The sequence below is a fragment of the Tardiphaga sp. GW821-FHT12E02 genome (assembly GCF_058807155.1).
In genome coordinates this window covers 1,917,205-1,939,646 of sequence record NZ_JBXAQK010000001.1, presented here as the reverse complement: position 1 = coordinate 1,939,646, position 22,442 = coordinate 1,917,205, and the positions used below count along the sequence as shown (strand labels likewise).

Annotated in this window: 24 protein-coding genes; 9 read left to right on the top strand and 15 right to left on the bottom strand. The window is 63.5% G+C overall.

The genetic code is table 11. The features are described 5' to 3' along the window. Nucleotides 1-151 precede the first annotated feature (151 nt). Complete coding sequence (locus AC1RQ5_RS09175) at nucleotides 152-1,357, top strand: CaiB/BaiF CoA transferase family protein (RefSeq protein WP_398481410.1); 1,206 nt, start codon at nucleotides 152-154, stop codon at nucleotides 1,355-1,357. A gap of 240 nt (nucleotides 1,358-1,597) precedes the next feature. Here the strand turns inward: AC1RQ5_RS09175 and AC1RQ5_RS09170 are convergent, their stop codons facing one another. The 3 genes from AC1RQ5_RS09170 to AC1RQ5_RS09160 all read right to left on the bottom strand — a co-directional run bounded on the left by AC1RQ5_RS09170 (nucleotide 1,598) and on the right by AC1RQ5_RS09160 (nucleotide 4,321). Further along, on the bottom strand, nucleotides 1,598-1,756 hold the full coding sequence (locus tag AC1RQ5_RS09170; RefSeq protein WP_398481408.1) for a hypothetical protein: 159 nt from the start codon (nucleotides 1,754-1,756) through the stop codon (nucleotides 1,598-1,600). A gap of 13 nt (nucleotides 1,757-1,769) precedes the next feature. After that, on the bottom strand, nucleotides 1,770-3,266 hold the full coding sequence (locus tag AC1RQ5_RS09165) for a hypothetical protein (RefSeq protein WP_493198394.1): 1,497 nt from the start codon (nucleotides 3,264-3,266) through the stop codon (nucleotides 1,770-1,772). A gap of 143 nt (nucleotides 3,267-3,409) precedes the next feature. Further along, the gene (locus AC1RQ5_RS09160; protein ID WP_493198393.1) at nucleotides 3,410-4,321 is read right to left on the bottom strand and encodes a hypothetical protein; all 912 of its coding nucleotides are present in this window, start codon (nucleotides 4,319-4,321) and stop codon (nucleotides 3,410-3,412) included. Nucleotides 4,322-4,491: 170 nt separating this feature from the next. Here AC1RQ5_RS09160 and AC1RQ5_RS09155 point away from each other — a divergent pair, with 170 nt between their 5' ends. Then, on the top strand, nucleotides 4,492-5,103 hold the full coding sequence (locus AC1RQ5_RS09155) for a glutathione S-transferase family protein (RefSeq protein ID WP_493198391.1): 612 nt from the start codon (nucleotides 4,492-4,494) through the stop codon (nucleotides 5,101-5,103). Between the two features lie 3 nt (nucleotides 5,104-5,106). Here AC1RQ5_RS09155 and AC1RQ5_RS09150 read toward each other — a convergent pair whose 3' ends face one another. Genes AC1RQ5_RS09150 through AC1RQ5_RS09140 form a run of 3 tightly spaced genes read right to left on the bottom strand, consistent with a single transcriptional unit; the run spans nucleotide 5,107 to nucleotide 7,101 of the window. Beyond that, nucleotides 5,107-5,604, bottom strand: coding sequence for a TPM domain-containing protein (locus AC1RQ5_RS09150; RefSeq protein ID WP_493198389.1), 498 nt, complete (start codon nucleotides 5,602-5,604; stop codon nucleotides 5,107-5,109). Beyond that, nucleotides 5,604-6,485 (bottom strand): TPM domain-containing protein, encoded by an 882-nt coding sequence (locus AC1RQ5_RS09145; protein ID WP_493198387.1) that lies wholly within the window; start codon nucleotides 6,483-6,485, stop codon nucleotides 5,604-5,606. The genes AC1RQ5_RS09150 and AC1RQ5_RS09145 overlap by 1 nt, the downstream gene beginning before the upstream one ends. 7 nt (nucleotides 6,486-6,492) lie before the next feature. After that, the gene (locus tag AC1RQ5_RS09140) at nucleotides 6,493-7,101 is read right to left on the bottom strand and encodes a LemA family protein (RefSeq protein WP_493198385.1); all 609 of its coding nucleotides are present in this window, start codon (nucleotides 7,099-7,101) and stop codon (nucleotides 6,493-6,495) included. Between the two features lie 186 nt (nucleotides 7,102-7,287). Here AC1RQ5_RS09140 and AC1RQ5_RS09135 point away from each other — a divergent pair, with 186 nt between their 5' ends. The 5 genes from AC1RQ5_RS09135 to glgA all read left to right on the top strand — a co-directional run bounded on the left by AC1RQ5_RS09135 (nucleotide 7,288) and on the right by glgA (nucleotide 14,465). Beyond that, complete coding sequence (locus tag AC1RQ5_RS09135; RefSeq protein ID WP_493198383.1) at nucleotides 7,288-8,850, top strand: AMP-binding protein; 1,563 nt, start codon at nucleotides 7,288-7,290, stop codon at nucleotides 8,848-8,850. Nucleotides 8,851-9,350: 500 nt separating this feature from the next. Beyond that, nucleotides 9,351-9,854: a winged helix-turn-helix transcriptional regulator gene (locus AC1RQ5_RS09130; protein ID WP_493198382.1), complete on the top strand. Its 504-nt coding sequence runs from the start codon at nucleotides 9,351-9,353 to the stop codon at nucleotides 9,852-9,854. Then, on the top strand, nucleotides 9,851-11,254 hold the full coding sequence (locus tag AC1RQ5_RS09125; RefSeq protein WP_493198380.1) for an MATE family efflux transporter: 1,404 nt from the start codon (nucleotides 9,851-9,853) through the stop codon (nucleotides 11,252-11,254). Before AC1RQ5_RS09130 ends, AC1RQ5_RS09125 begins: the two co-directional genes overlap by 4 nt. 201 nt (nucleotides 11,255-11,455) lie before the next feature. Continuing rightward, nucleotides 11,456-12,847, top strand: a complete 1,392-nt coding sequence (locus tag AC1RQ5_RS09120) for an MFS transporter (RefSeq protein WP_398479383.1) — start codon at nucleotides 11,456-11,458, stop codon at nucleotides 12,845-12,847. 199 nt (nucleotides 12,848-13,046) lie between these two features. Beyond that, entirely contained in the window at nucleotides 13,047-14,465 is a 1,419-nt protein-coding gene (gene glgA, locus AC1RQ5_RS09115; RefSeq protein ID WP_493198379.1) for a glycogen synthase GlgA, read from the top strand. 6 nt (nucleotides 14,466-14,471) lie between these two features. Here glgA and AC1RQ5_RS09110 read toward each other — a convergent pair whose 3' ends face one another. After that, a complete protein-coding gene (locus AC1RQ5_RS09110) occupies nucleotides 14,472-14,885 on the bottom strand; it encodes a YciI family protein (RefSeq protein WP_398479387.1) in 414 nt (137 codons plus the stop codon). 94 nt (nucleotides 14,886-14,979) lie between these two features. Beyond that, nucleotides 14,980-15,627: a glutathione S-transferase family protein gene (locus AC1RQ5_RS09105; RefSeq protein ID WP_493198376.1), complete on the bottom strand. Its 648-nt coding sequence runs from the start codon at nucleotides 15,625-15,627 to the stop codon at nucleotides 14,980-14,982. Between the two features lie 157 nt (nucleotides 15,628-15,784). Between AC1RQ5_RS09105 and AC1RQ5_RS09100 the strand changes: the two genes are divergently transcribed. Next, a complete protein-coding gene (locus tag AC1RQ5_RS09100; protein ID WP_493198375.1) occupies nucleotides 15,785-16,588 on the top strand; it encodes an SDR family NAD(P)-dependent oxidoreductase in 804 nt (267 codons plus the stop codon). Here the strand turns inward: AC1RQ5_RS09100 and AC1RQ5_RS09095 are convergent. From AC1RQ5_RS09095 to AC1RQ5_RS09065, 7 genes are all read right to left on the bottom strand, one after another. Beyond that, nucleotides 16,585-17,058 carry an anthrone oxygenase family protein gene (locus AC1RQ5_RS09095; protein WP_493198373.1) on the bottom strand — a complete coding sequence of 158 codons (474 nt, stop codon included), beginning with the start codon at nucleotides 17,056-17,058 and terminating at the stop codon, nucleotides 16,585-16,587. The genes AC1RQ5_RS09100 and AC1RQ5_RS09095 overlap by 4 nt on opposite strands. A 45-nt stretch (nucleotides 17,059-17,103) precedes the next feature. Continuing rightward, nucleotides 17,104-18,303 (bottom strand): multidrug effflux MFS transporter, encoded by a 1,200-nt coding sequence (locus AC1RQ5_RS09090; RefSeq protein WP_493198372.1) that lies wholly within the window; start codon nucleotides 18,301-18,303, stop codon nucleotides 17,104-17,106. Nucleotides 18,304-18,376: 73 nt separating this feature from the next. Then, nucleotides 18,377-18,796 carry a VOC family protein gene (locus AC1RQ5_RS09085; protein ID WP_398479397.1) on the bottom strand — a complete coding sequence of 140 codons (420 nt, stop codon included), beginning with the start codon at nucleotides 18,794-18,796 and terminating at the stop codon, nucleotides 18,377-18,379. A gap of 24 nt (nucleotides 18,797-18,820) precedes the next feature. Continuing rightward, entirely contained in the window at nucleotides 18,821-19,213 is a 393-nt protein-coding gene (locus tag AC1RQ5_RS09080) for a DoxX family protein (RefSeq protein WP_493198370.1), read from the bottom strand. Between the two features lie 111 nt (nucleotides 19,214-19,324). Continuing rightward, nucleotides 19,325-20,593 (bottom strand): RNA polymerase sigma factor, encoded by a 1,269-nt coding sequence (locus AC1RQ5_RS09075; protein WP_493198368.1) that lies wholly within the window; start codon nucleotides 20,591-20,593, stop codon nucleotides 19,325-19,327. Further along, nucleotides 20,590-20,955, bottom strand: coding sequence for a YciI family protein (locus AC1RQ5_RS09070; protein ID WP_493198367.1), 366 nt, complete (start codon nucleotides 20,953-20,955; stop codon nucleotides 20,590-20,592). Before AC1RQ5_RS09070 ends, AC1RQ5_RS09075 begins: the two co-directional genes overlap by 4 nt. A gap of 92 nt (nucleotides 20,956-21,047) precedes the next feature. Next, nucleotides 21,048-21,698 (bottom strand): TetR/AcrR family transcriptional regulator, encoded by a 651-nt coding sequence (locus AC1RQ5_RS09065; RefSeq protein WP_493198366.1) that lies wholly within the window; start codon nucleotides 21,696-21,698, stop codon nucleotides 21,048-21,050. A gap of 95 nt (nucleotides 21,699-21,793) precedes the next feature. Here AC1RQ5_RS09065 and AC1RQ5_RS09060 point away from each other — a divergent pair, with 95 nt between their 5' ends. Continuing rightward, nucleotides 21,794-22,438, top strand: coding sequence for a glutathione S-transferase C-terminal domain-containing protein (locus AC1RQ5_RS09060; RefSeq protein WP_493198365.1), 645 nt, complete (start codon nucleotides 21,794-21,796; stop codon nucleotides 22,436-22,438). Nucleotides 22,439-22,442 lie beyond the last annotated feature (4 nt).

The following is a 22,442-nucleotide window of genomic DNA, read 5'->3' as shown; positions in this document are numbered from 1 at the left end:
CATGAGGGACGGAGCACGCAACAGCGGCACAGCGTCCCATTTCCGGCCGTTGCATCACCCCTGCAAGATGGTTCAAATGCCCCGCCGGAGTCGCCATGGAATTAAATTCCGGCAGGCGGCAAGACCAACAAAATGCGACGGGAGTGATGCGATGGAAGACGGTTTGTTCAAGGGGCTGAAGGTGCTGGACTGCGCGAGCTTCATCGCGGCGCCGGCGGCCGCCACCGTGCTGTCCGACTTCGGTGCCGACGTCATCAAGATCGAGCCGCCCGGCGCCGGCGATCCCTACCGCAACCTGCCCAACCTCCCCGGCTATCCCAAGAGCGAACACAACTACGCCTGGATGATGGAGAGCCGCAACAAGAAGAGCCTCGCGCTCGATCTTGCCAAGCCGGAAGGCCGCGAGGTGCTCACCAAGCTCATCGCCGAAGCCGATGTGTTCATCACCAATTTCCCGCCGCCGGTGCGCAAGCGCCTGAAGATCGCCTATGAGGACATTGCGCCGCTGAACGACCGGCTGATCTATGCCTGCTTCACCGGCTATGGCGACAAGGGCGCCGAGGCCGACAAGCCCGGCTTCGACTCGACCGCCTGGTGGGCACGCTCGGGCATGATGGATCTCGTCCGCGCGGATGACGATACAGTGCCGGCGCGCTCCATCGCCGGCATGGGCGATCATCCCTGTGCCATGGCGCTGTATGGCGCCATCGTCTCCGCGCTCTACAAGCGCGAGAAGACCGGCAAGGGCTGCCAGGTGAAATCCAACCTGATGGCCAATGGCGTGTGGTCGTCGAGCGTGCTGGCCCAGGCCAAGCTGTGCGGCGCCACCTTCGAGAAACGCCGCGGACGCCATGAAGCGCTCAACGCCGTGACCAATCACTACAAGTGCCGCGACGGCCGCTGGATCATGCTGTCGCTGCTGGCCGAAGAGAAGATGTGGCCGGCCTTCACCACCTGCATCGAGCGCGAAGACCTGCGCGATGATCCGCGCTTCATCACCAAGCCCGACCGCCATGCCAATTCAGTGGCGCTGATCGAGATCCTCGACGAAGTGTTCGCCAAACGCGACTTTGCCGACTGGCGCAATCGCCTCGATGGCAAAGGCCTGGTGTTCGGCTTTGTCGGCATCCTCGACGATATCCCGCACGATCAGCAGATGAAGGACAATGATGTGCTGGTGCCGTTCGAGAATTCGGACATCCTCACCATCAACAGCCCGATCTGGATCGGCGGCGAGACCAAGCGCAAGCCACGCCTGCCGCCCTCCATCGGCCAGCACAGCGACGAGATCCTGCGCGAGATGGGCTATGATGATCATCAGATCGAGAAGCTGCGGGCCGCGGGCGCGGTGCAGTAGCGGTTACCTAACCTCTCCCCGCTCTTTGCGGGGAGAGGTCGGCGCGCCTTCGCGCCGGGTGAGGGGCATGGCACGCGACCAGCCCCAGATTATCGATCTCGAATCTCTCTGAGTGATACATGCGAGACATCGGTGAGATCCGATGGACCGCGCTCGGTCGCGCGACCAAACCATGCCCCTCACCCGCCCGGCTTCGCCGGACGACCTCTCCCCGCAAAGAGCGGGGAGAGGTTAAGAACCTCACCTCGCCAGCAGCCACCCAAAGAACCCGAGCCCCAGCAGCACCGCGATCGCCACCGCCCAGACGCTGACGCGGATGTCGCTCACCGTCTGTTTCTTGCTCTCGTTCTCATTGATGACAGCGTCGCGATCCTTGATCTCTTTCTCAGTCTCGTTCATCGCCCAGCCTTTATCACTTCACAAAACACATGCCGATGCGTGAGTCTGCGCTGCCACTTACGCGCTGGCAGCTCAGCCCATCGGCACAGGTCCAGGACGCAAAGCTCGCATCCGTGCGTCCCTTATCCCGACGATAGCAAGTCGCGCCCCAGCCATCGAGCACGGATGTGCCGGCAAGCTCCGCGCTGCCACGCGCCTGGGGCCGGTCGGCGAATCCGCGCGAAAAATCCGGTGCCTTCCCATCGCGCATGGACATGACGATGGCGCGACGGCGCGGCTGGTCGCCGACGAAATGCGGCGATGCGGGAACAACACCCTGCACGACCTGCCCGCCTGACGTGTCCGCGCCGGTGAAATGAAAGCCGCCGATGCCACGGATCTGGTGGCACCCGCCGCAGGTGATATCGCTGAGGCGCCGCGCAAAGCCGGCCGGCGAGCGGATATTGTCCAGCGCACCGCCTTGCGCCGCCGCGCGCTCCAATGCGGTGACAACGTCGCGTTCCGTGAAAACGCCCTTGCCCTTGTCATCCGCCATCAGGCCGAAAGCCGGCTGCAGGGCCGATGGCGCAAAGCCGACCGGCGTCGCGGCCAGCGACGTGGTGGCCAGGAATTTTTCCGGGATCAGCAGCGTACCGCGGTCGAGCGCGCGAAAATTGTCGGGCGCCAGCAGCCAGTCGCGAAAGTCGCGGCCGAGCGAGGGATCAGCGAGCAAACGATCACGATCGATCTGGTTCTCCATCGGCGCTTCGCGAAACTGCTTTGTCGCCGCATCGACGTGAAACACCTTTTGCAGATAGTCAGTGCGGAAATCCTGTGCCTCCGACTTCGGTCGATGCCCGATCTGCAGATTGGTCTCGATGCGATCGATCTGCGCGGCATTTACTGCCGCCAGCGGTCCATCAGCTGCGGTCAAACGATCCGCGAGTGCCTGGCCTGTTTCCGTGAAGGTCGATGCGGCGAGCCAGCGCCTGGCAAGATCGGCGCATGTGATGCTCTCATCCGCTGTATTCGCATGCAGCATGAGATTGAGCGTCATCGGCAGGCGCGGCGGCGTGGTGCCGGCATTGCTGCGGACCAGCCGATAGATCAGCCGGATCTCGCCGCAACTCTCCGGCGCCACATAGGCGCGGTCCATGCGATTGACGATGCCAGCCAGAGCGAAACGCGTGTCCGGCGATGTGAGCATCGCCCTGTCGAACAACAGCACATCGTGCCCCGCGCCGACGCCGATGCTCTCATGTGGAGATCGCGCGCCATGATCGGCGAGATAACGGGTGAAGGCGACGTCCAAAGCTGCATGGATCGGCGCCATGCCCGGCAGCGAAAACAGCTTGTCATTGGCGATGGGCTGCATTGCAGCCGGCGCAAGCATCTGCGCGAGGCCGAAGCGCGACGCTTCGAGCGCATGCAGCGCCTGCGCATCAGCAATCGCCAAACCACTGCCCTCCGCCCGCGCATCCACCGACACGAGGCAAAGCAACACGGCAAGCAGGCGAGAACGAAGGCGCACGGCACAATCCCGACAGGTCAGGATGCAAGGCTAGCGCAAAACAGACAAAGAACGTAGGGCGGATGAGCGAAGCGTCATCTGCCGGCCCAGCGCATGTGGCGAAGAACGGCGGATGACGGCTTCGCCTCATCCGCCCGACGGTTTCAACGCGCGACGATCAGGCCGCGGCTGGTCACCACGGTCCATTTGCCATCCTGCTTGCGGACGGCATCGACGCGGCCGAGGCCGGGGACGGGATCGCCGGGATAAACCTCGAAAATGCCCTGGCGGCCTTCGATGGTGGCGCCGCCGGCGGCCACATCGACGATGCGCCAGCCATCTACCGTCGGCAGGCGGGCGACTTCGGGCTTCGGCGCCGGGGTCGGGGTGTTGTTGATCGAGCCGGTGACTTCCTTGGCGGGCGCAGACGCCACGGGAGCCGGGGTCGGCGCGGGAGCAGCAGCGACAGGAGCCGGTGCCGGCGGCGGCGCGGTGCGCAGCTTCTCGACGGCTTCGTTCAGCTTGGCGATCTTGGCATTGGGCTCGGCCTGCGCCTTCTCCAGCTTGTCGAGACGATCATTGAACCGGGCGCGCGCCGTGGCGGTCGCCTTGTTGGCCTTGTCAGCATCGGCCTTCAGCGCGGCGACTTCGCTTTCGAGACGGGTGATGTGTTCTTCCAGCGCATGCGTCGCCGACTTGCCATCATCAGACGCCAGCAGCTTGCCGAGGCCCGATGTCGCCATCGTGCCGCCCACGGCACCAACAGTGATGCCGACCGCGATCATGGCGGCAATCGCCAGCATGCGCGTGGTGCTGTTCTTCTGCTCGTGCTCGATGCGCGGCTCGGAATTGACCATGTCTTCCCAGGAGCGCTCGCGCTTGTGCTCGTCGCGCTGCGCGCCATCCAGCGTCGGCCCCATCAGGCTGATGCGGCCGGGGGCGCCGAGCTTCGGCGCTTCCTTCCGCGCACCGCTGGCGCGGTTTGCGTCGCTCTGGCCGGGCACCAGATTTGGCGAATCCACATGCCTGTTGCGGTCATTTGCGTCAGGGGTGAAATCGGCGCTGTGCTCGCTCACGGTAAAAGTCTCCAGGATCGTTCAACCTTTTGGTAACTTTCATTGCTTGCCAAAGTCTTACTGGCGCGCCCGGTTACGAAAATTTCACCTCTGTTTCGGGCGGTTGCTCGGCTTGACCCTGCCGCTAGCCCACCGCACAACGGAGCCAACGAAAACACACAGGAAACGCCATGAAACTCTACGATTCCATTGGCCCGAACCCGCGCGTCGTCCGCATCTTCCTGGCCGAAAAGGGCATCACCCTGCCCGCCCAGACCGTCGATCTCGCCGCCGGCGAGAATCGGGAGGCTGCGCATCTGGCGCGCAATCCGCACGGGCAGATGCCGACGCTGGAACTCGACGACGGCAGCTTCCTCTCCGAGACCGTGGCGATCTGCGAGTATGTCGAGGAGATACACCCGCAACCGGCGCTGATCGGCACCACGCCAGCCGAGCGTGCGGAAGCGCGGATGTGGCGGCAGCGTGTCGACCTGAACATCTGCCAGCACATCGCCAACGGCTATCGTTTCGCCGAGGGGCTGAAGCGGTTCCAGACGCGGATCGTCTGCGTGCCGGAAGCCGCACCTGGGCTCAAGAAGATCGTGACAGATCGGCTGCAATGGCTGGAAGGCCAGATGGGCGGCAAGCCGTTCATCGCGGGCCACCGCTTCACCATGGCGGATATCGTGCTCTATTGCTGGCTCGATTTCGCCGACAAGGTCGGCCAGCCTTGGGACCGCGGCAACACGAAGATCGCGGCGTGGTTCGAACGCGTGGGTCAGCGCGAGTCGGTAAAGGCGTAGGCGCTACAGCACCACCGGCGCGTCGGGGAGTTCGTTCACCGCCGCACCGTCTTTCGGGAAATGCAGCACGAGATGCTCGCTCACCGCCGCGATCCCCGCGATGACGCCCTGCTCGAAACGGCCGGCGTGGAAATGCACTTCCATCATCTGGCAGATCGCTTCCCAGCCCGCCGTGCCGACGCGTCTGTCGATGCCGCGATCGACCACAATCTCGACGTCGCGATCGGCCAGCAGCAGATAGATCAGCACGCCGTTATTGTGTTCGGTGTCCCAGATGCGCAGTTGCGAGAACACGTCGATGGCGCGGTCGCGCGCGGCCTGATTGCGGAATAGCGGGGCGCCATCCAGCGCCCCCTCGACCACGAAGCGAATTTGACCGGCATGCGTGGCCTCGCTCGTCTTGATGGCCTGCTCAATCGCTGCCATCGCCTTCGGCGGAAAGGCCTTGCGGACACGGGCGCGATTGCTGAGCAGATGCTTGCCGATGCGTTTGAGGCTCATCACCAACTCCCCGAGGCGCCGCCGCCACCAAAGCTGCCGCCACCGCCGCTGAAGCTGCCGCTGCTGGATGAGCTCGAACTGCCGGACGACCACGAGCTACCGCTGCTCCTTGACGAGCCGCCGCCACCACTCGATCCGAACGCGTCACCAATCAAACTAATAATGCACGCGATCACGCCGAGTAACAGCGCGACGGGGAAACTGCTGAGCACCACCCACATGCCCAGCGTGATCAGCCCGCCGAAGGCGAGCGAACCCAACAGGCGACCGAGAACTGTCCGCAAAATACTGCCGAAGAACACCGCACCGAACAGCAAGAACGGCGCATATTCGAACATCTGCTCGAACACATCCGAATTCCCGCTCCATTCGGATTTCGCAGCCGGTGCCGGCAGCGGCTCGCCGTCGATCACCTTGATCATCCGCTCGGCACCGGCGGTAATGCCACCGGCAAAGTCGCCGCTCTTGAAGCGTGGTGCGATCACTTCATCGATGATGCGCTTGGTGGTGGCATCGGTGAGCGCGCCTTCGAGACCGTAGCCGACTTCGATGCGCAATTTGCGGTCGTTCTTCGCGATCAGAAGAATGGCGCCGTCATCGACCTTCTTGCGGCCGATCTTCCAAGCCTCGGCGACGCTGATGGAAAACTGCTCGATGCTCTCCGGCTGGGTGGTCGGCACGATCAGCACCGCGATCTGGCTGCCTTTCCGCGTCTCGAAGTCCGCAAGGGTGCGGCTGAGCTCCGCCTGATCACTGGATGACAGCGTGCCGGTCTGGTCGACCACGCGGCCGGTCAGCGCCGGCACGGCGACGTCCGCAGAGGCAGGCGCGCCGCAGCAGAACAGCAGCAGCGCCAGCAGGCCGGCCTGGATCAGCCTCATCGCGTCACTACTTTGCCGGCGCAGGCGTCGGATTGAAATCGACCTTGGGTGCCGTGGAGATCTCGCTCTCATTGGCGACGGAGAAATTTGCCTTCTCCTTGTAGCCGAACAGCATGGCCGTCAGGTTGTTCGGGAAGGTGCGCACGCCGACGTTATAGTCCTGCACCGATTTGATATAGCGGTTGCGCGCCACGGTGATGCGGTTCTCGGTGCCTTCGAGCTGCGACATCAGGTCCTTGAACAGCGCGTCGGATTTCAGCTGCGGATAATTCTCGGTCACGACGAGCAAGCGCGACAGCGCGCTGGAGAGTTCGCCCTGCGCCGCCTGGAATTTCTGCAAGGCGCCGGGATCATTCACCACATCGGCTGTCGCCTGCACGCTGCCGACCTTGGCGCGGGCATTGGTGACACCGAGCAGCACATCCTTCTCCTGCTGTGCAAAGCCCTTCACGGAGTTGACCAGATTGGGCACGAGATCGGCGCGGCGCTGATACTGGTTCACGACCTCCGACCAGGACGATTTCACCTGTTCGTCATTGGTCTGGATCGGGTTGTAACCGCAACCGGACAGGCCGAGGGTCGCGACTGCCACCAGCACGGTTAAAAACTTGCGCATCTTTGTCTCCTGTGACGAACCGAACACCCGGCGGGTTTCTAGCACAGGCAAACTCCGGGAGTCGCCACAAGTTCGCACGCAACATGCTGCGCTGCGCGCATCGGATTGTATTTGCACGCACCGGAATCGTTGCTAGCCTGCCCGTCATCATCGGCCCGCAGAGGCCGGGACATAAGGGAGAATGCGATGACGAACGTGCTCAACACGTTTCCGACCTTGGGCTTGCAAACCTTGCGTGCACTGGCGCGCTATCCGGATCGCATCGCCTTCAGCTGGCCCGGCGGCTCCCTCACCTATCGCGGCGCCACCGAGATGATCGGGCGGCTGCAGAGTGTGTTCATGACACTCGATGCAAGGCCTGGCACCAGGGTCGCGCTGCTGACGGCAAACCGCGCAGAGACATGGTGCACCGGCGTCGCCGCACAATTGTCGCGCTGCGCCATCACCTGGCTGCATCCTTTGGGATCGTTGCAGGATCAGATCGACCAGATCGAGGATTCCGAGGCGCAGATCCTGGTGATCGACGCCGCCAATTTCGGTCCGCGCGGCGGCGAACTGGCGGCCAAAGCGCAGGGCCTGCGACATGTGTTCACGCTCGGCCGCGCGGATTACGGCATCGATCTGCTCGACGTGATCGACAAGAACGGCACTGCCACCGCACGCGACTTCGCCGAGGTCGATGATATCGCGGTGCTGAATTACACCGGTGGCACGACCGGGAAATCCAAAGGCGCGCTACGGCGACACCGCGAAACAGCCGGCTTTGCCAATGCCATTCTCGCCGATTTCGAGATCCCGGACACGCCGAGCTATCTCACCGTGGCGCCGATCAGCCACGTGGCCGGCACAAAAGTGCTACCCACGCTGATGCGCGGCGGCACGGTGCATATGCTGAAAGGCTTCGATCCCGAAGCCGTGCTGAAGACGATCGAGCGCGAGCGCATCAACTTCACGCTGTTCGTGCCGACCATGATCTATGTGCTGCTCGATCATCCGGCGTTGTCGAAGACCGATCTCGCCTCGCTCGATCTCGTGCTGTATGGCGCATCACCGATGTCGCCGAGCCGGCTGGTGGAAGGCATCGAGCGTATCGGACCGGTATTCTCGCAGCTTTACGGGCAGACCGAATGTTATCCGATGTCGGTGCTGCGCAAGGCGGACCATGATGTGAAGCAGCCCGACCTGTTTCTGTCCTGCGGCTTCCCGATCGCCATGTGCGATGTCCGCATTCTCGACGATGACGACAATGAGGTGGCGCGTGGCGAGCCCGGCGAGATCTGCGTCCGCGCACCGCATGTGATGCTGGAATACTGGAAGCGGCCGGAACAGACGGCGGAGACATTGAAGAACGGCTGGCTGCACACCGGCGACATCGCGCGAATGGACGAGCGCGGCTACATGTTCATCCTCGATCGCAAGAAGGACATGATCGTCTCCGGCGGCTTCAACATTTTTCCGCGCGAGATCGAGGATGTGCTGACCGCGCATGATGATGTCGCCATGTGCGCCGTGGTCGGCATTCCCGATGACAAATGGGGCGAAGCCGTCACGGCTGTCGTTGTGACGCGCAACGGGGCGCAGCCGAATGCGGAGGCACTGATCAATCTCGTGAAGGCGCAAAAGGGCTCGGCCCATGCGCCGAAACATGTGAAATTCGTCACGGAACTGCCCATGACCGGTGTCGGCAAGATCGACAAGAAAGCGCTGCGCGCAAGCTTCTGGGTCGGGCGGGAGCGGATGGTGGGGTGACGCTGTCGGGCACTCCGGTGCGTGGGTCCATCTTCGCCGCCTGCTCCGTCCTCATGGTGAGGAGGCGCCTCTTGGGCGCCGTCGCGAACCATGAGTTGACCGGCCTCCGCGTGTGCGGCCATCCTTCGAGACGCCGCTACGCGGTTCTTCAGGATGAGGGCGGAATTGTTGCTGTGCCGAGCGTGCCCTGAGGCCCCTGCGGCGTTGGAACCGCGTTTTAACTTTTCAAGCGCAAGCCGATGCTTTACCGGAAATCATTGTCGTCCACTTGGGGTCATCATGTCCTGGTTCCAGCTTCCGCTTCGCGAGCAATTGCTTGTCGGCGCCGCGATGGCGCTGACCTTTGCCGTTTTCTATGTCGCCGGCATGCAGGCCGGCGGTCACTGGTAGATTTCTTCAGCCCGGATTGAGTTACCGGCGTCGAATGCCGGCAACTCCATCCGGGCTGCTTTTGGCCAAGTTACTTGCATGATGATAGTTACCCGCCTATCTTCGTCGTCATGCAACGCAAGAGCTTCAACAAGATGGAATGCCCGGTCGCCCGCAGCCTCGAGCGGGTGGGCGAGTGGTGGAGCATCCTCATCATGCGCGACGCCATCTATGGGCTGACGCGCTTCGACCAGTTTCAGAAGAACCTGAACATTGCCCCGAATATGCTGACCCGGCGCCTTGCGGTGCTGGTCGATGCCGGGTTGTTGGAGAAGCGGCTCTATTCCGAAAAGCCGCCGCGCTACGAATATATCGTCACACCGCGCGGCCGCGATTTCCGCTCTGTGCTGTGGTCATTGCAGAGCTGGGGCAACCGGCATTTCGCGCCCGAAGGCGAAAGCGTGGTCCTGATCGACAAGGAAACCGGCGAGCACGCCGAACCGATTCTGGTCGACCGCCGCACCGGCAAGCCGATCACCGAAGCCACTCACACCAATGCCCCCGGCCCCGCCGCCAGTGCGCGCCTGCTGCGGCGTTACAACAAACCGCGCCCACAGAAGGACGGACTCCAATGAAACTCGAAACGCCGCAGGCGATCGCCGCCGCTCATCCGGCGCCTATTCCCGAGATGAATCCGCGCACCCGCATGCTGCTGCAGGCGCCGATCGCCTCCACGCTGGTGAAACTCGCCTGGCCCAATCTGCTGGTGATGCTGGCACAGGCTTCGACAGGGCTGATCGAGACCTGGTGGGTGTCGCATCTCGGCAGCGATGCGCTGATCGGCATGGCCGCGGTGTTTCCCGGCTTCATGATGATGCAGATGCTGTCGGCCGGCGCCATGGGCGGCGGCATTTCCTCGGCGATCGCCCGCGCGCTCGGTGCGCGCCGCACCGATGATGCCGAGGCGCTGGTGCTGCACGCCACCTTCATCAACATCCTGCTCGGCCTGATCGGCTCGGCGGTGTTCCTGATTTTTGGCCGCGCCATCTATTCGTCGATGGGCGTCAGCGGCGGCGCGCTGGATGCCGCCATGCAATATTCCAATGTCGTGTTCGGCGGCAGCGTGCTGGTCTGGCTGATGAACGGCTTTGCCAGCATCATCCGCGGCACCGGCAACATGCTGGTGCCGTCGCTGTCGATCTGTATCGGCGTGGTGATCCTGATCCCGCTGTCGCCGCTGCTGATCTTCGGCTGGGGACCGATCCCGGCCCTCGGCATTGCCGGCGGCGGCTGGGCGGTGGTGCTCTCGACCTTTACGGTGGGCGCAGTGCTCGGCGGCTACATCCTGTCAGGCCGCTGCATCGTGCATTTCAAATGGGCGCGGCTGCGCTGGGATCTGTCTGCTGACATCCTGCGCGTCGGCGCCATTGCCGCGGTGATCTCGCTGCAGACGAGCCTGACGGTGCTGCTCACCACCGCGCTGGTCGGCGGCTTTGCCGGCGGCGATGCGGTGGCCGGGTTCGGCACCGGCGTGCGGCTGGAATTCTTGATGGTGCCGCTGGCCTTCGGCTTCGGCGGACCGCTGGTCGCGCTCGTCGGCACCAATATCGGTGCCGGACAGGAAGACCGCGCGCTGCGCGCAGCACTGATCGGCGGCGCCATGGTGTTTGCGATCACCGAGAGCGTCGGGCTCATAGCCGCGATCTGGCCCGCTGCCTGGCTCGGCCTGTTCGGCTCGGATCCGCAGATGATCGAAACCGGCAGCACCTATCTGCGCATCGTCGGTCCCGCCTATGGCTTCTTCGGCCTCGGCCTGTCGCTGTATTTCGCCTCCCAGGGCGCGGGCAAGATGCTGTTCCCGCTGCTCGCCGGCGTATTGCGGCTTCTGATCTCGATCGGCGGCGGCTGGCTGGCGCTGCGGCTGACCGGGTCGTTGACCTGGCTGTTCGCCTGTCTCGCCTTTGCTCTGGTCGTTTATGGCAGCATCATTGCCACCGCCGTGGCGACGGGGACGTGGTTCAAGAAGGCGAGTTAGGCTGTAGGGCGGATGAGCGAAGCGTAATCCGCCGCGGAGTTTCAACAATCAAATCGGCCGGCGGATTACGGCTTCGCCTCATCCGCCCTACGGCACAGCACGCATATGCCTCATGCAGTTGAACGCCTGCAGGGCTGCGGCAAACTGGCCTAGATAGCCGGGATCGGCCACCATGGCGGCCGCATCCAGGAATTCCCAGAGATGGCAGACGGTATCGCGGCACAGGCCCCTCAGCCGACGGACGGCCTGACGCCGCAGCAGCAGCGCTGGGCGCGGGTCGCGATCTTTACCGCACTGGCCATGGCCTCGCTCGATACCGCCATCGCCAATGTCGCGCTCCCCACAATCGCCGCACAGCTCAAGGCGACCCCGGCCGACGTCATCTGGGTGGTCAATGTCTACCAGATCGCCATGGTCGCCACCTTGCTGCCGTTCGGGGCGCTGGGCGAAATCATCGGTCATCAGCGCATCTATCTGTTCGGACTGATCCTGTTCACCATCGCCTCGGTCGCCTGCGCGCTGGCCTGGTCACTGGAGACGCTGCTGATCGCTCGCGTGCTGCAGGGGCTTGGTGCCGCCGGGGCCATGAGCGTCAATGCGGCGCTGGTGCGCACCGTCTATCCGCCCCACCATTTCGGCCGCGGGCTCGGGCATAACGCGCTCATCGTAGCGACCTCCTTTACCCTCGGACCGACCATCGCATCCGCGATCCTCTCGGTGGCCAGCTGGGAATGGCTGTTTGCGATCAACCTGCCCTTCGGCCTCGCGGCGCTCGCCATCAGCCTGAAGACCTTGCCGAAGACCTCGCGCGCCACGCACAGTTTCGACTATGTCGGATCGGCACTGGCGATCGCCTGCCTCGGCCTGCTGATCACCGGCATCGACAGCGCTGCGCATCACACCTCCGTGCCCATCGTTGTCGCCGAACTCATCGCCGGCCTGCTGTTCGGCTGGCTGCTGCTGCGCCGGCAGGCTGGCCACCCTGCGCCGATGCTGCCCATCGACCTGTTCCGGCGGCCGCTCTTCGCATTGTCAGCCGCAACCGCCGTCTGCTCCTTCTCGGTCCAGGGCCTCGCTTTCGTGTCGCTGCCCTTCTATTTCGAGGAAGTCCTGCATCGCTCGGCGGTCGAGACCGGCTTTTTCCTAACGCCCTGGCCGCTGGTGGTCGGCATCATGGCGCCGATCGCCGGTCGGCTATCCGATCACTATCCCGCCGGCCTGCTCGGTGGCATCGGGCTCGCTTTGCTCGGCATCGGCATGGTGCTGTTGGCAACCCTGCCGACGGAGCCGAGCATCCCCAATATCGTCTGGCGGATGGTGATCTGCGGTGCCGGCTTCGGCTTCTTCCAGGCACCGAACATGAAGGCCATCATGTCGAGCGCCCCCGCCGGTCGCAGCGGCGGCGCCAGCGGCATCGTCGCCACCGCCCGGCTGACGGGCCAGAGTACCGGCGCAGCGCTCGCCGCCTTCTGCTTCGGCCTGTTCGGCCATGCCGGCGCGACCTGGGCACTGGCGCTCGGCGCCGGCTTCGCGGCGATCGGCTGCGTGATGAGTTTCCTGCGGCTGGTGGTGCAGCAGCCTAACGATGCGTAAAAATATGAGCGACAAATCGCGCGCGTCACATTTCCCTTTTGCAATGCCACATTAAGTGATGTGATATACTGCAGTGCAGAGAGAGTTGATTTGCGTCGCAAGTAATAAAACTGAGTTCCAAAACCATTAGGTATGATGCACCCAAAGGCATCGGATCAGTTTCCACTTACTTACGTCGCCTGGGGCACGAGGGGCTTCGTTGAGGGTTCTGTTCGTCACGCCTGAGATCGACGACTATGTCCGCGTCGGCGGACTTGCCGCCGTTTCTGCTGCTCTTCCCCGTGCACTCCGCAACTGGAGCGATGTCCGCGTCATCCTTCCCGGCTATCGCGACGTGATCTCCCAATGCGGGCCGATCCAGATCGTCGGCGAATGCCCGGCGCTGGCCGAAATGCCCGCCTGCACGCTCGGCCTCGCATCAACCCGGGACGGCATGCCGATCTATGTGCTGCTCAGCCCGCAGCTCTATGAACGCCCGGGCAACCCTTACGGCGACGAAAGCGCCCGCGACTGGCCGGACAACGATATCCGTTTTGCGCGCTTCGCCTCGGCCGCCGCTCTGCTGGCTGCCGGGCAGCTCGATCCGAACTGGGGCGCCGATCTCGTTCATGCCAATGATTGGCCCGGCGCGCTGGTGCCGGCCTATCTCGCCTGGAACAAGGTTCCGGTCCCAACCATCCTGACCATCCACAATCTGGCCTATCAGGGCCTGTTTCCGAAAACCGCGCTGCGCCGGATCGGCGCGCCGGAGGACTCGTTCCACATTGACGGGCTGGAATTCTACGACAAGCTGTCCTTCCTCAAGGGCGGCCTGAACTACTCGACGCATCTCACCACGGTGAGCGAGACCTATGCCCGCGAGATCACCACGCCGGAACTCGGCTGCGGGCTCGAAGGCCTGCTGCGGAAACGTTCCAACGCGTCGCAACTGACGGGCATTCTCAACGGCATCGACGAGAGCTGGGATCCGCGCTTCTGCTCGGAGCTGATGCGTCCGTTCGGCGCCGGCGACTGGGAAGCCAAACGCGCCAATGCCGACGGTGTCCGCCAGCAATTCGGGCTCGCACTCTCGCGCGGGCCCATTTTTGGTTTGGTCGCCCGCCTCGTCCATCAGAAGGGCGTCGATCTCGTACTCGCTGCGGCCGACGCCATTGTGTCCGCTGGCGGACAGATCGTGGTGACGGGGACCGGCGAGCCGGCCATCGAGAATGCGCTGATGGAAGCGCATCGCCGCCGCCCCGATGCCATCGGCGTGGCTATCGGCTTCAACGACCGTGAAGCGCGTCGTATCTTTGCCGGCAGCGATTTCACGCTGATGCCGTCGCGCTTCGAGCCGTGTGGGCTCAGCCAGATGTATGCGCAGCGCTTCGGCTCGCTGCCGATCGGCCACCAGACCGGCGGCCTCGCCGAGACCATCATCGATGGCGAGACCGGCTTCCTGTTCAACAAGCCCTCCACCGAGTCTTTCCTCGGCGGTATCCTGCGCGCCTTCGCGACTTTCGGCTCGCAGGACCGGCTGAACTCCATGCGCCGCAGCGCGATGGCCAAATCGTTCTCGTGGAATATTTCGGCGGCGAGCTATTCGTCGCTCTATCGGAAAATGTCGCTCGCCGCCTGAGGACGACTACTTTTCGAGTTGTTGACGCATCAGTTCTTCCTGCTCGCGCAGTTCGGGCGTGAACGCGTCGCCAAAATCCTCCGGCGCGAAAATCTGGCGGATCTCGATCTCGGCGCCGCTCTCGAACGGCGCCCGTTTCATCCAGGCGACGGCCTCGTCACGCGTCTTCGTCTCGATCAGCCAGAAGCCGGCGAGGAGGTCGCCCGACAATGGAAACGGACCGTGCGTCACCGCAGGCTCGCCCCCGCCAAAACGAATGCGCGTGCCCTTGCTGGTGGGATGCACGCCTTCGCCCGCCTGCATCACGCCGGCTTTGACCATCTCCTCGTTGAAGTTGCCCATCGCCGTGAGCAATTCCATCGACGGCATCACGCCGGCTTCGGTGTCCTTGTTGGCCTTTACGATCACCATGAAACGCATGGTTCTTCCCCTTCAGCGTTGACTGTCCAAATGACGATCGAGGATGTGACTGCCCGACAGCGCCATTGAAATTATGTCGGGGGTCATGGCCGCATCATTCCTGCGGGAACATGTGGAGATAAGGCTCTGCCTCCTTCAATACACGCGCCACCGACGGCCGTGCCTGCAAGCGGCCGAGATAGGCGGATGCGCCGGGATGCGTCTTCGCGAACGGCAGCACCTTGTTGCTGTAGAACAGCGGCGGAAAAGCCGCACAGTCGGCGAGCGTGAAACCGTCGCCCATGGCCCACTGGTGATCAGCCATATCGCTTTCGATCATATCCAGGGCGATGCGCAGCTTGCTTTCCGCTTCGGTCACACCATGCGGGTCTTTCGCACCTGCCGGCCGAAGCCTGTCGCCGATAATCGTCTGCATGTGCGCATGGAGGTGCAGATCGAAGAAGCGGTCGCGCAACCGGGTCTTCAGGCCGAGATCGCCATCCGGAATGAAGCGCATGACGCCGGGATAATGACGATCGAGATATTCGATGACGATGGATGACTCCGGCACAACCTCGCCGCGGGCATCGTCCTGCAGAACCGGAAACTTGCCGATCGGCCACAACCCGAGCAACGCCGCGCGTTGGTCGGGATCGCCGAGATTGACCATGTGCGGCGTGAACGGCGTGCCGTTCTCGTACAGCGCGATCAGCGCCTTCCAGCAATAGGACGACAGTGGGTGGTAATGAAGGGTGAGCGACAAGGGCAGTCTCCCGATCCGGTGGTTTTATTCAGGACGAACGAGACTTCCGCTTACCGACAAAGATCGCGGCCTCTTCCCCACAAAAATCCGGGTTGTCGCGCTCCCGTTACTCTCCTAAACACGCCGGCAAACATGACGAAACGGATCGGGACGGACAATGGTCAAGACGGACGGCACGCAAAACACCCGCAAGGTCGCACTGGTCACCGGCGCAGCGCGCGGAATCGGGCTTGCGGTGGCGAAGCGGTTTCTCGGCGAGGGCTATCGCGTCGCGCTGCTGGACATCGAGGGTGAGTTGCTCGCCGCCGCAGTGACGGCGCTGAACGATCCCGATCATACGCTCGCACTGCATGCCGACGTTTCCGACGAGAAAGCCGTTGCCAAGGCCTTTGCGGACACGCAGGCCCGGTTCGGCCGGCTCGATGCGCTGGTGAACAATGCCGGGATCGCGAACTTCAAGCCGGTGCTGGAAACGACGCTGGATGAATGGGAACGCATCATGGCGGTCAATCTCACCGGCCCGTTTCTCTGCACCAAGGCGGCTGCCCCCCTGATGCGCGAACATGGCGGCGGCGCCATCGTCAATATCGCGTCGATCTCGGCGCTGCGCGCATCGACGCTTCGCGTGGCCTATGGCACCAGCAAGGCCGGCATCATTCACTTCACCAAGCAATGCGCGGTCGAACTCGCGCTGCTCGGCATCCGCGTCAATGCGGTGGCGCCGGGCCCGGTGGAGACGGCGATGGCCAAGGCCGTGCATACGCCGGCGATCCGCGCCGATTATCACGATGCCATTCCCCTGAACCGCTACGGCGGCGAGGATGAGCTGGCCGATGCCATCTTCTTTCTGTGCAGCGCGCGCGCCAGCTACATTACCGGCCAGATGCTGGCTGTGGATGGCGGCTTCGACGCCACCGGCATCGGCCTGCCCACGCTGCGGCGTGAAGGCATCAACGGCTAAAGCTGGCGCAGCGCCAGAATGAAGGTCCCAAGTGCGGCGGTCGATGTAACCGTGCGCACATGGTTCCAGCCGGTCCAGACCGAGAGATAGCGCGCCCACAGGCCGGCAGCCTCGCTGCTGTCGGGAGTCGCCGCCGCCAATGCGTCGTTCATCGGCACATTGAAGATAATGGTGACGAGAAACGTGCCGGCGACATAGAACAGCGCGCCGGTCACCAGCCAGCCCGATGCGGGACCGGACCAATTCAGCATCGCGACGATCGCCAGCACGACGCAGATCAGCGCGGTGCCCATGAAGGCCGCAAGGAATAGCGGGCTGAGGATCGTGGCATTGATCGACTGCATCGCGGCGATGCCGGTGGGGGCCGGCAGCTTGCCGAGTGCGCTCATGACCGTCACCGAGAAAACGAAGAACAATCCAGCCATCAGGCCCGATCCGATCGCTGCGGCAAAGGTCAGGCCGAATGTCATGCGCGTCATCCCTCGTCCCCGATCGGTCCAGCCTAGCAGTGTCGCCTACTCGGCGAGCTGCGGCGAAAGTTCGCGCGGACGCAGCGTCGCCATGGTGATGACCAGTGCGGCCACCGCGGCAAGGGCGATCGTGATCACCATCGGCAGCGACGTGCCATTGAAGAACAGGCCGGCGATCGCAATCACGGCGCCGCCGGTCAGCATCTGCAACGTGCCACCGAGCGCGCTGGCGCTACCGGCGATCGGACCGTGCTCCTCCAGCGACAGCACCATGGTCGACGGGATGACCAGGCCGAGAAAGGCGAAGGACATGAACAAGAGCGGCATCAGCACCCACAGGCTGGTGAACCCGGCCAGCGTCAACGCCAGCAGCAATACGGCGAAGAACGCGTAGGCAGCGACGGCGCCCATCACCACACGCGCCATGCCAAAACGCCCGCCGAGCCGGCTGGCCAGCTGCGACATGCCAATGAAGCCGACTGCATTGATCGAGAAGGCGACGCTGTATTCCGCCAGGCTCATGCCATAGGTCTTGATGTAGACGAAGGACGACATCGACAGGAAGGTGAAGAAGCTGGACATGCCGAGGCCGCCGATAAAGGTGAGCCCGAGAAAGTGCCAGTCACGAAACAGCGTGCCGAAATGGCCGAGCACGCTGCGGACATCTCCCTTGATGCGTTCATGTACAGGCCGCGTTTCCGGCAGCATCGTCGCCAACAGGACTGTCGCGATCAGTGCCGCGACCGTGACGGCCACGAAGACTGCACGCCAGCCGAACGGCACGATCATCGCGCTTCCGCCAAGCGGCGCGAGGATCGGCGAGACCGAGAATACCAGCATCACGAGCGACATCAGCCTGGTCGCTTCGACACCCGTGTGCAGATCGCGGATGATGGCGCGGGGGATCACGCCCATGGCGGCAGCACCGAGCCCCTGCACGAAGCGCGCAGCGATCAGCCATTCCACACCCGGCGACAGCGCGCAGCCGACCGAGCCGACAACGAACAGAACCAGTCCCGCATAAAGCGGCGCCTTGCGGCCATAGACATCCGACAACGGGCCATAGGCGATCTGGCACAGGCCGAAAGCGATGAAATAGCTGGTCAGCGTCAGTTGCGTCGCCGATGTGGTGGCGCGGAGATCGCTTTCGATATCCGGCAGCGCCGGCAGATACATATCGATGGCGAACGGGCCGACGGCACAGAGCAGGCCGAGCACGATGGCGTTGCGGGCGAACGGAGACATGACAGCTACTTTTCAGTTCGGAAACACGGGCGCGGCGTCTCCCCGCTCGTCGCGGGAAGACGCCGGCACAGCGTCACTGGTCGGGACAGTCCTGCGCGGTGTTGATCATCCATGGCACGCCGAACTTGTCGATGCACATGCCAAAGCCCTTTGACCAGAACGTGGCAGCGAACGGCATCTTGGCGACACCGCCATCAGACAGCGCGTTGAACCACTTTTCACCCTCAGCCGGGGTCTGGGCTTGCAGGCAGACAGAAAAGCCCTGCATCTTCTCGAAGTAATCCGGCGGACAATCAGAGGCCATGATCACCTCGCCGTCGATAGACAGCTGTGCATGCAGGACCTTCTTCGCCATCGAAGGCGGCATGTGCTCGGCAGCGGGCGAGCCCTCGACATGCATGATGACGTCGATTTTCGCACCGATCGCCGCCTCATAGAACTTGAAGGCTTCTTCGCAATTGCCGTCATAGTGGAGATAGGGATTGATCTGCATGGATCGTCTCCTTGGGTTGAGTGTCTAGTTCCGGATCGGCATCAGCGCCCGCAGGGCGGGATCGCGCAGATAGAGCCCGCCCCAGGCCATCAGACCGATATAGAGGCCGAACAACAGATGCGTGAACAGCGGACTGTCCACCCGCAAATGCGTGGCCATGGCGCCACCGAGCAATCCGGTCAGCAGGATCGCGCCGAGCACCGAGGTACGCGGAAACGCATACAGCACCGCGCAAGCGAGCGTAATGACGCCGAGCAGCCGCGCCTGCCCGACCGAGCCGCCATAGCCGAGCTGCTGCAGGGTTTCGGTGACCTCCTTGATCGGCACCAGCTTGATGCCGCCATCCATCAGGAGGAAGAGAATGACGAGGCCGCTGAGAATGCGGCCAGACCACAGGGCAACGGGAGAGACGGGCATGGCACTTCCTGATGTCGATGTCTTGCCAAGGACGGACGGGATCGACGCGCCCCGACATCCAGCGAGATCTTTTTTCCTGTAGATGGTGTTGGTTCACCCTGCGGGAGCGGGTTATTTGCCGGCAGCCTTGACCTTGCTGTCTTCCTCCAATCGATCGATATGCCGGCGGATATGATCGGCTTCGGCGGGCGTGTTCGCGAGCGCAATCGCCCGGTTAAAGCTCTCGCGCGCGTCATCATGACGGCCGAGCTGGTTCAGATAGGCGCCCTGCGCGCCGAAAAAGTAGAAGTAATTCGCGAGCTTCGATGCCAGCGGCGCGATCATGTCCAGCGCGGCCTGCGGACCATGCACCTTCGACACGGCGACCGAGCGATTGAGCGTGATCACAGGCGACGGCTGCAGGATTTCCAGCGAGCCATAGAGCAATTCAATCTGCGCCCAATCCGTATCCTCCGGCTTGGCAGCACGCGCATGCAGCGCGGCAATAGCCGCCTGGATCTGATAGGCGCCGGTGCGGCGATGGCGCATGGCCTTGTCGATCAGCGCCAGGCCTTCGGCGATCATCTTGCCGTTCCACAGCGCACGATCCTGATCTTCAAGCAAGACCGCCGTGCCATCAGCATCGAAGCGGGCAGCTACGCGCGCATATTGCAGCAGCATCAACGCGGCGAGGCCCATGATCTCCGGCTCGGCCGGAAACAGCTTGAGGAGCAGGCGCGCGAGACGGATCGCTTCCTCGCAGAACGGCGCGCGCTGGTCTGCGCTATCGCCGCCTGCGGAATAGCCTTCGTTGAAGACCAGATAGATCATCGCCGCCACAGCGGCGAGGCGCTCGCTGCGCTCCGGCGCGCCCGGCGCTTCGAACGGCACCTTGTTTTTGGCGATGGCAGATTTGGCGCGCGTAATGCGCTGCTCCATCGCGGCTTCACTGACGAGAAAGGCGCGCGCGATCTGCTTGACCGTGAGGCCAGAGACGATGCGCAGCGCCAGCGCGATCTGCTGCGTCGCCGGCAATTGCGGATGGCAGCAGATGAACAGCAGCCGCAGGATGTCGTCGCGATAGTGCGAACCGTCGAGCCGGTCGGCAAGTTCGCTCTCGGCATCGTCGAGATCGGAGATCGCGTGATCGTCGTCCGGCAGCGGCTGCTGGCGCTTGCCGCGGCGGAGGTCGTCGATGGCAGTGTTGCGACCGACCATGATCAGCCACGCCGCCGCATCGCGCGGCGGGCCGTTCTGTGGCCAGGTCTTGAGCGCGCGCAGGCAGGCGTTCTGATAGGCCTCCTCCGCCGTGTCGAGATCGCGAAAATAGCGCAACAGCGCGCCGAGCGCCTGGGGACGCGCCGAGGTCAGGGCCGCATCGATCCAGGCGACATCGGTCATGGCGCAAAGGTCCCGTGGAAGACGCCGATCGGGCGGATCTCATAGGCGCCGCCGGGATTGGCGCGGCCCAAGTCCTGCGCGATTTCCAATGCGCCATCGAGGTTCTCGGCTTCCACCACATAGAAGCCGAGCAGTTGCTCCTTGGTCTCGGCAAAGGGGCCGTCCAGCACTACCGGCGGATCGTCCTTGCGCAGCGTGGTGGCAGCCGTGGTCGGCAACAGACGGGCCACCGGGCCGAGACGGCCCTGCTCGGCCAGCTTGCCATGCACGACGGCGAGCCTGGCCATCACCGTATCGTCCTCGTCCTTGGACCAGCCGCCGACAACGGCCTCATCGTGGTAGCAGAGAATGGCGTACAGCATGGGTGCTCCTTGATTGGAAGACGCGCAGCGCAAGGCGATGCCGACAGCTTAGCTGAAATTATTGTGGCGTGACGCGCAGGCGGGTTCCTGGTTCAGACGGGACAGAGCTGGTCGATGGCGCCCTTCAGGGTGGCCTCGAGGTCCGCGCGAGACACGCCGGCGCGGGCGCGGATCGACGACAGGTTCAGCAAGGCGGAGGCCATCTTTGCCAGCACATCGACATTGGCGGTCTCCGGCAGCTCACCGCGCGCGATCGCGGTGCGGAAGCACCAGGCAAAGGCGTCGTCGAGTTCCTGGAAGCTTGAAAGCATCAAGGCGCGGATCTCCGGATCGGCAATGGCGTCGGACGCCACCGTCATCACCGCGAAGCATCCGCGCGGGTCATCGGCGCCTGTGGTGTAGATATCGAGCGCGGCCGCATAGAAGCGGCGCAAGCGCTCGCGGATGTCGATATCGGCCTGGAACAGCGCGATCACTTTCGCAGTGTAGTCATCGCGATAGCGCTGGTAGCTCTTGATGTAGAGCGCGCGCTTGTCGCCGAAAGCGCCATAGAGGCTCGGCCGGTTCATGCCGGTGGCGGCGCTGAGATCATCCAGCGAGGTCGCGGCATAGCCGGTGCGGCGGAACAGGTCGAGCGCCTGGCCGATGGCCACGTCGGGGTCATAGGCGCGCGGACGGCCGCGGCGCTTGCCCTCCCCCTTTTCGCCCGCCACGTCGGAGGTCGGCTTCTTTTTTTGTACCATTTCGCAATTTATTCCTTGACCGTCTTATTATTATGCGAGACGGTACGAAAATCAACCGACAGCGCATTTCACTCGCTGTAACGAAGGAGGCACCCATGGACCTGTATTTCTCGCCGATGGCCTGCTCGATGGCTACCCGCATCGCGCTTTACGAAGCCGGTGCCGAGGCTCGTTTTTTCGAGATCGATCCGCCCAGCAAGACCCTGTTGCAGGATGGATCCGACTTCCGCGGCGTCAATCCGCTCGGACTGGTGCCAACCTTGCGCACCGATGACGGCCTGATCCTCACCGAAAACGCGGCGATCCTCCAGCATGTGGCCGAGCGATTTCCGGACTCGCCGATCGCAGCCGGCACCGGCATCGAACGCACCCGGCTGCAGCAATGGCTGTGCTTCATCGGTACCGAGCTGCACAAGTCGCTGTTCCAGCCGCTGCTTTCGAAGAAGGCGCCGCCGGAGGCGAAAGCCTATGCGCTGGAGAACGGATGTTCGAAGCTCGATTATCTCGACAAGCATCTCGCAGGGCGCGACTTCCTGCTCGACCGCTTCAGCGTCGCGGACGCCTATCTCAGCACGGTGCTGAACTGGACCCTGGTGATCCCGCAGCTGGATCTCGACCAGTGGCCGGCGATCAAGGCGTATCATGCAAAGATGCGCGAGCGACCCAGCGTGATGCGTGCTGTCGGCGAGGAGTTTGAGCTGTTCAAGGCCGAGCAGGCAAGGCACCGAGTGGCGGCTTAATCTG

Bases quoted from the DNA above. Each gene is read 5' to 3' on its own strand.
- AC1RQ5_RS09175 (WP_398481410.1), top strand. From the start codon at position 152: ATGGAAGACGGTTTGTTCAAGGGGCTGAAGGTGCTGGACTGCGCGAGC.
- AC1RQ5_RS09170 (WP_398481408.1), bottom strand. From the start codon at position 1,756: ATGAACGAGACTGAGAAAGAGATCAAGGATCGCGACGCTGTCATCAAT.
- AC1RQ5_RS09155 (WP_493198391.1), top strand. From the start codon at position 4,492: ATGAAACTCTACGATTCCATTGGCCCGAACCCGCGCGTCGTCCGCATC.
- AC1RQ5_RS09150 (WP_493198389.1), bottom strand. From the start codon at position 5,604: ATGAGCCTCAAACGCATCGGCAAGCATCTGCTCAGCAATCGCGCCCGT.
- AC1RQ5_RS09145 (WP_493198387.1), bottom strand. From the start codon at position 6,485: ATGAGGCTGATCCAGGCCGGCCTGCTGGCGCTGCTGCTGTTCTGCTGC.
- AC1RQ5_RS09140 (WP_493198385.1), bottom strand. From the start codon at position 7,101: ATGCGCAAGTTTTTAACCGTGCTGGTGGCAGTCGCGACCCTCGGCCTG.
- AC1RQ5_RS09135 (WP_493198383.1), top strand. From the start codon at position 7,288: ATGACGAACGTGCTCAACACGTTTCCGACCTTGGGCTTGCAAACCTTG.
- AC1RQ5_RS09130 (WP_493198382.1), top strand. From the start codon at position 9,351: ATGCAACGCAAGAGCTTCAACAAGATGGAATGCCCGGTCGCCCGCAGC.
- AC1RQ5_RS09125 (WP_493198380.1), top strand. From the start codon at position 9,851: ATGAAACTCGAAACGCCGCAGGCGATCGCCGCCGCTCATCCGGCGCCT.
- AC1RQ5_RS09120 (WP_398479383.1), top strand. From the start codon at position 11,456: ATGGCAGACGGTATCGCGGCACAGGCCCCTCAGCCGACGGACGGCCTG.
- AC1RQ5_RS09110 (WP_398479387.1), bottom strand. From the start codon at position 14,885: ATGCGTTTCATGGTGATCGTAAAGGCCAACAAGGACACCGAAGCCGGC.
- AC1RQ5_RS09100 (WP_493198375.1), top strand. From the start codon at position 15,785: ATGGTCAAGACGGACGGCACGCAAAACACCCGCAAGGTCGCACTGGTC.
- AC1RQ5_RS09095 (WP_493198373.1), bottom strand. From the start codon at position 17,058: ATGACATTCGGCCTGACCTTTGCCGCAGCGATCGGATCGGGCCTGATG.
- AC1RQ5_RS09090 (WP_493198372.1), bottom strand. From the start codon at position 18,303: ATGTCTCCGTTCGCCCGCAACGCCATCGTGCTCGGCCTGCTCTGTGCC.
- AC1RQ5_RS09085 (WP_398479397.1), bottom strand. From the start codon at position 18,796: ATGCAGATCAATCCCTATCTCCACTATGACGGCAATTGCGAAGAAGCC.
- AC1RQ5_RS09080 (WP_493198370.1), bottom strand. From the start codon at position 19,213: ATGCCCGTCTCTCCCGTTGCCCTGTGGTCTGGCCGCATTCTCAGCGGC.
- AC1RQ5_RS09075 (WP_493198368.1), bottom strand. From the start codon at position 20,593: ATGACCGATGTCGCCTGGATCGATGCGGCCCTGACCTCGGCGCGTCCC.
- AC1RQ5_RS09070 (WP_493198367.1), bottom strand. From the start codon at position 20,955: ATGCTGTACGCCATTCTCTGCTACCACGATGAGGCCGTTGTCGGCGGC.
- AC1RQ5_RS09065 (WP_493198366.1), bottom strand. From the start codon at position 21,698: ATGGTACAAAAAAAGAAGCCGACCTCCGACGTGGCGGGCGAAAAGGGG.
- AC1RQ5_RS09060 (WP_493198365.1), top strand. From the start codon at position 21,794: ATGGACCTGTATTTCTCGCCGATGGCCTGCTCGATGGCTACCCGCATC.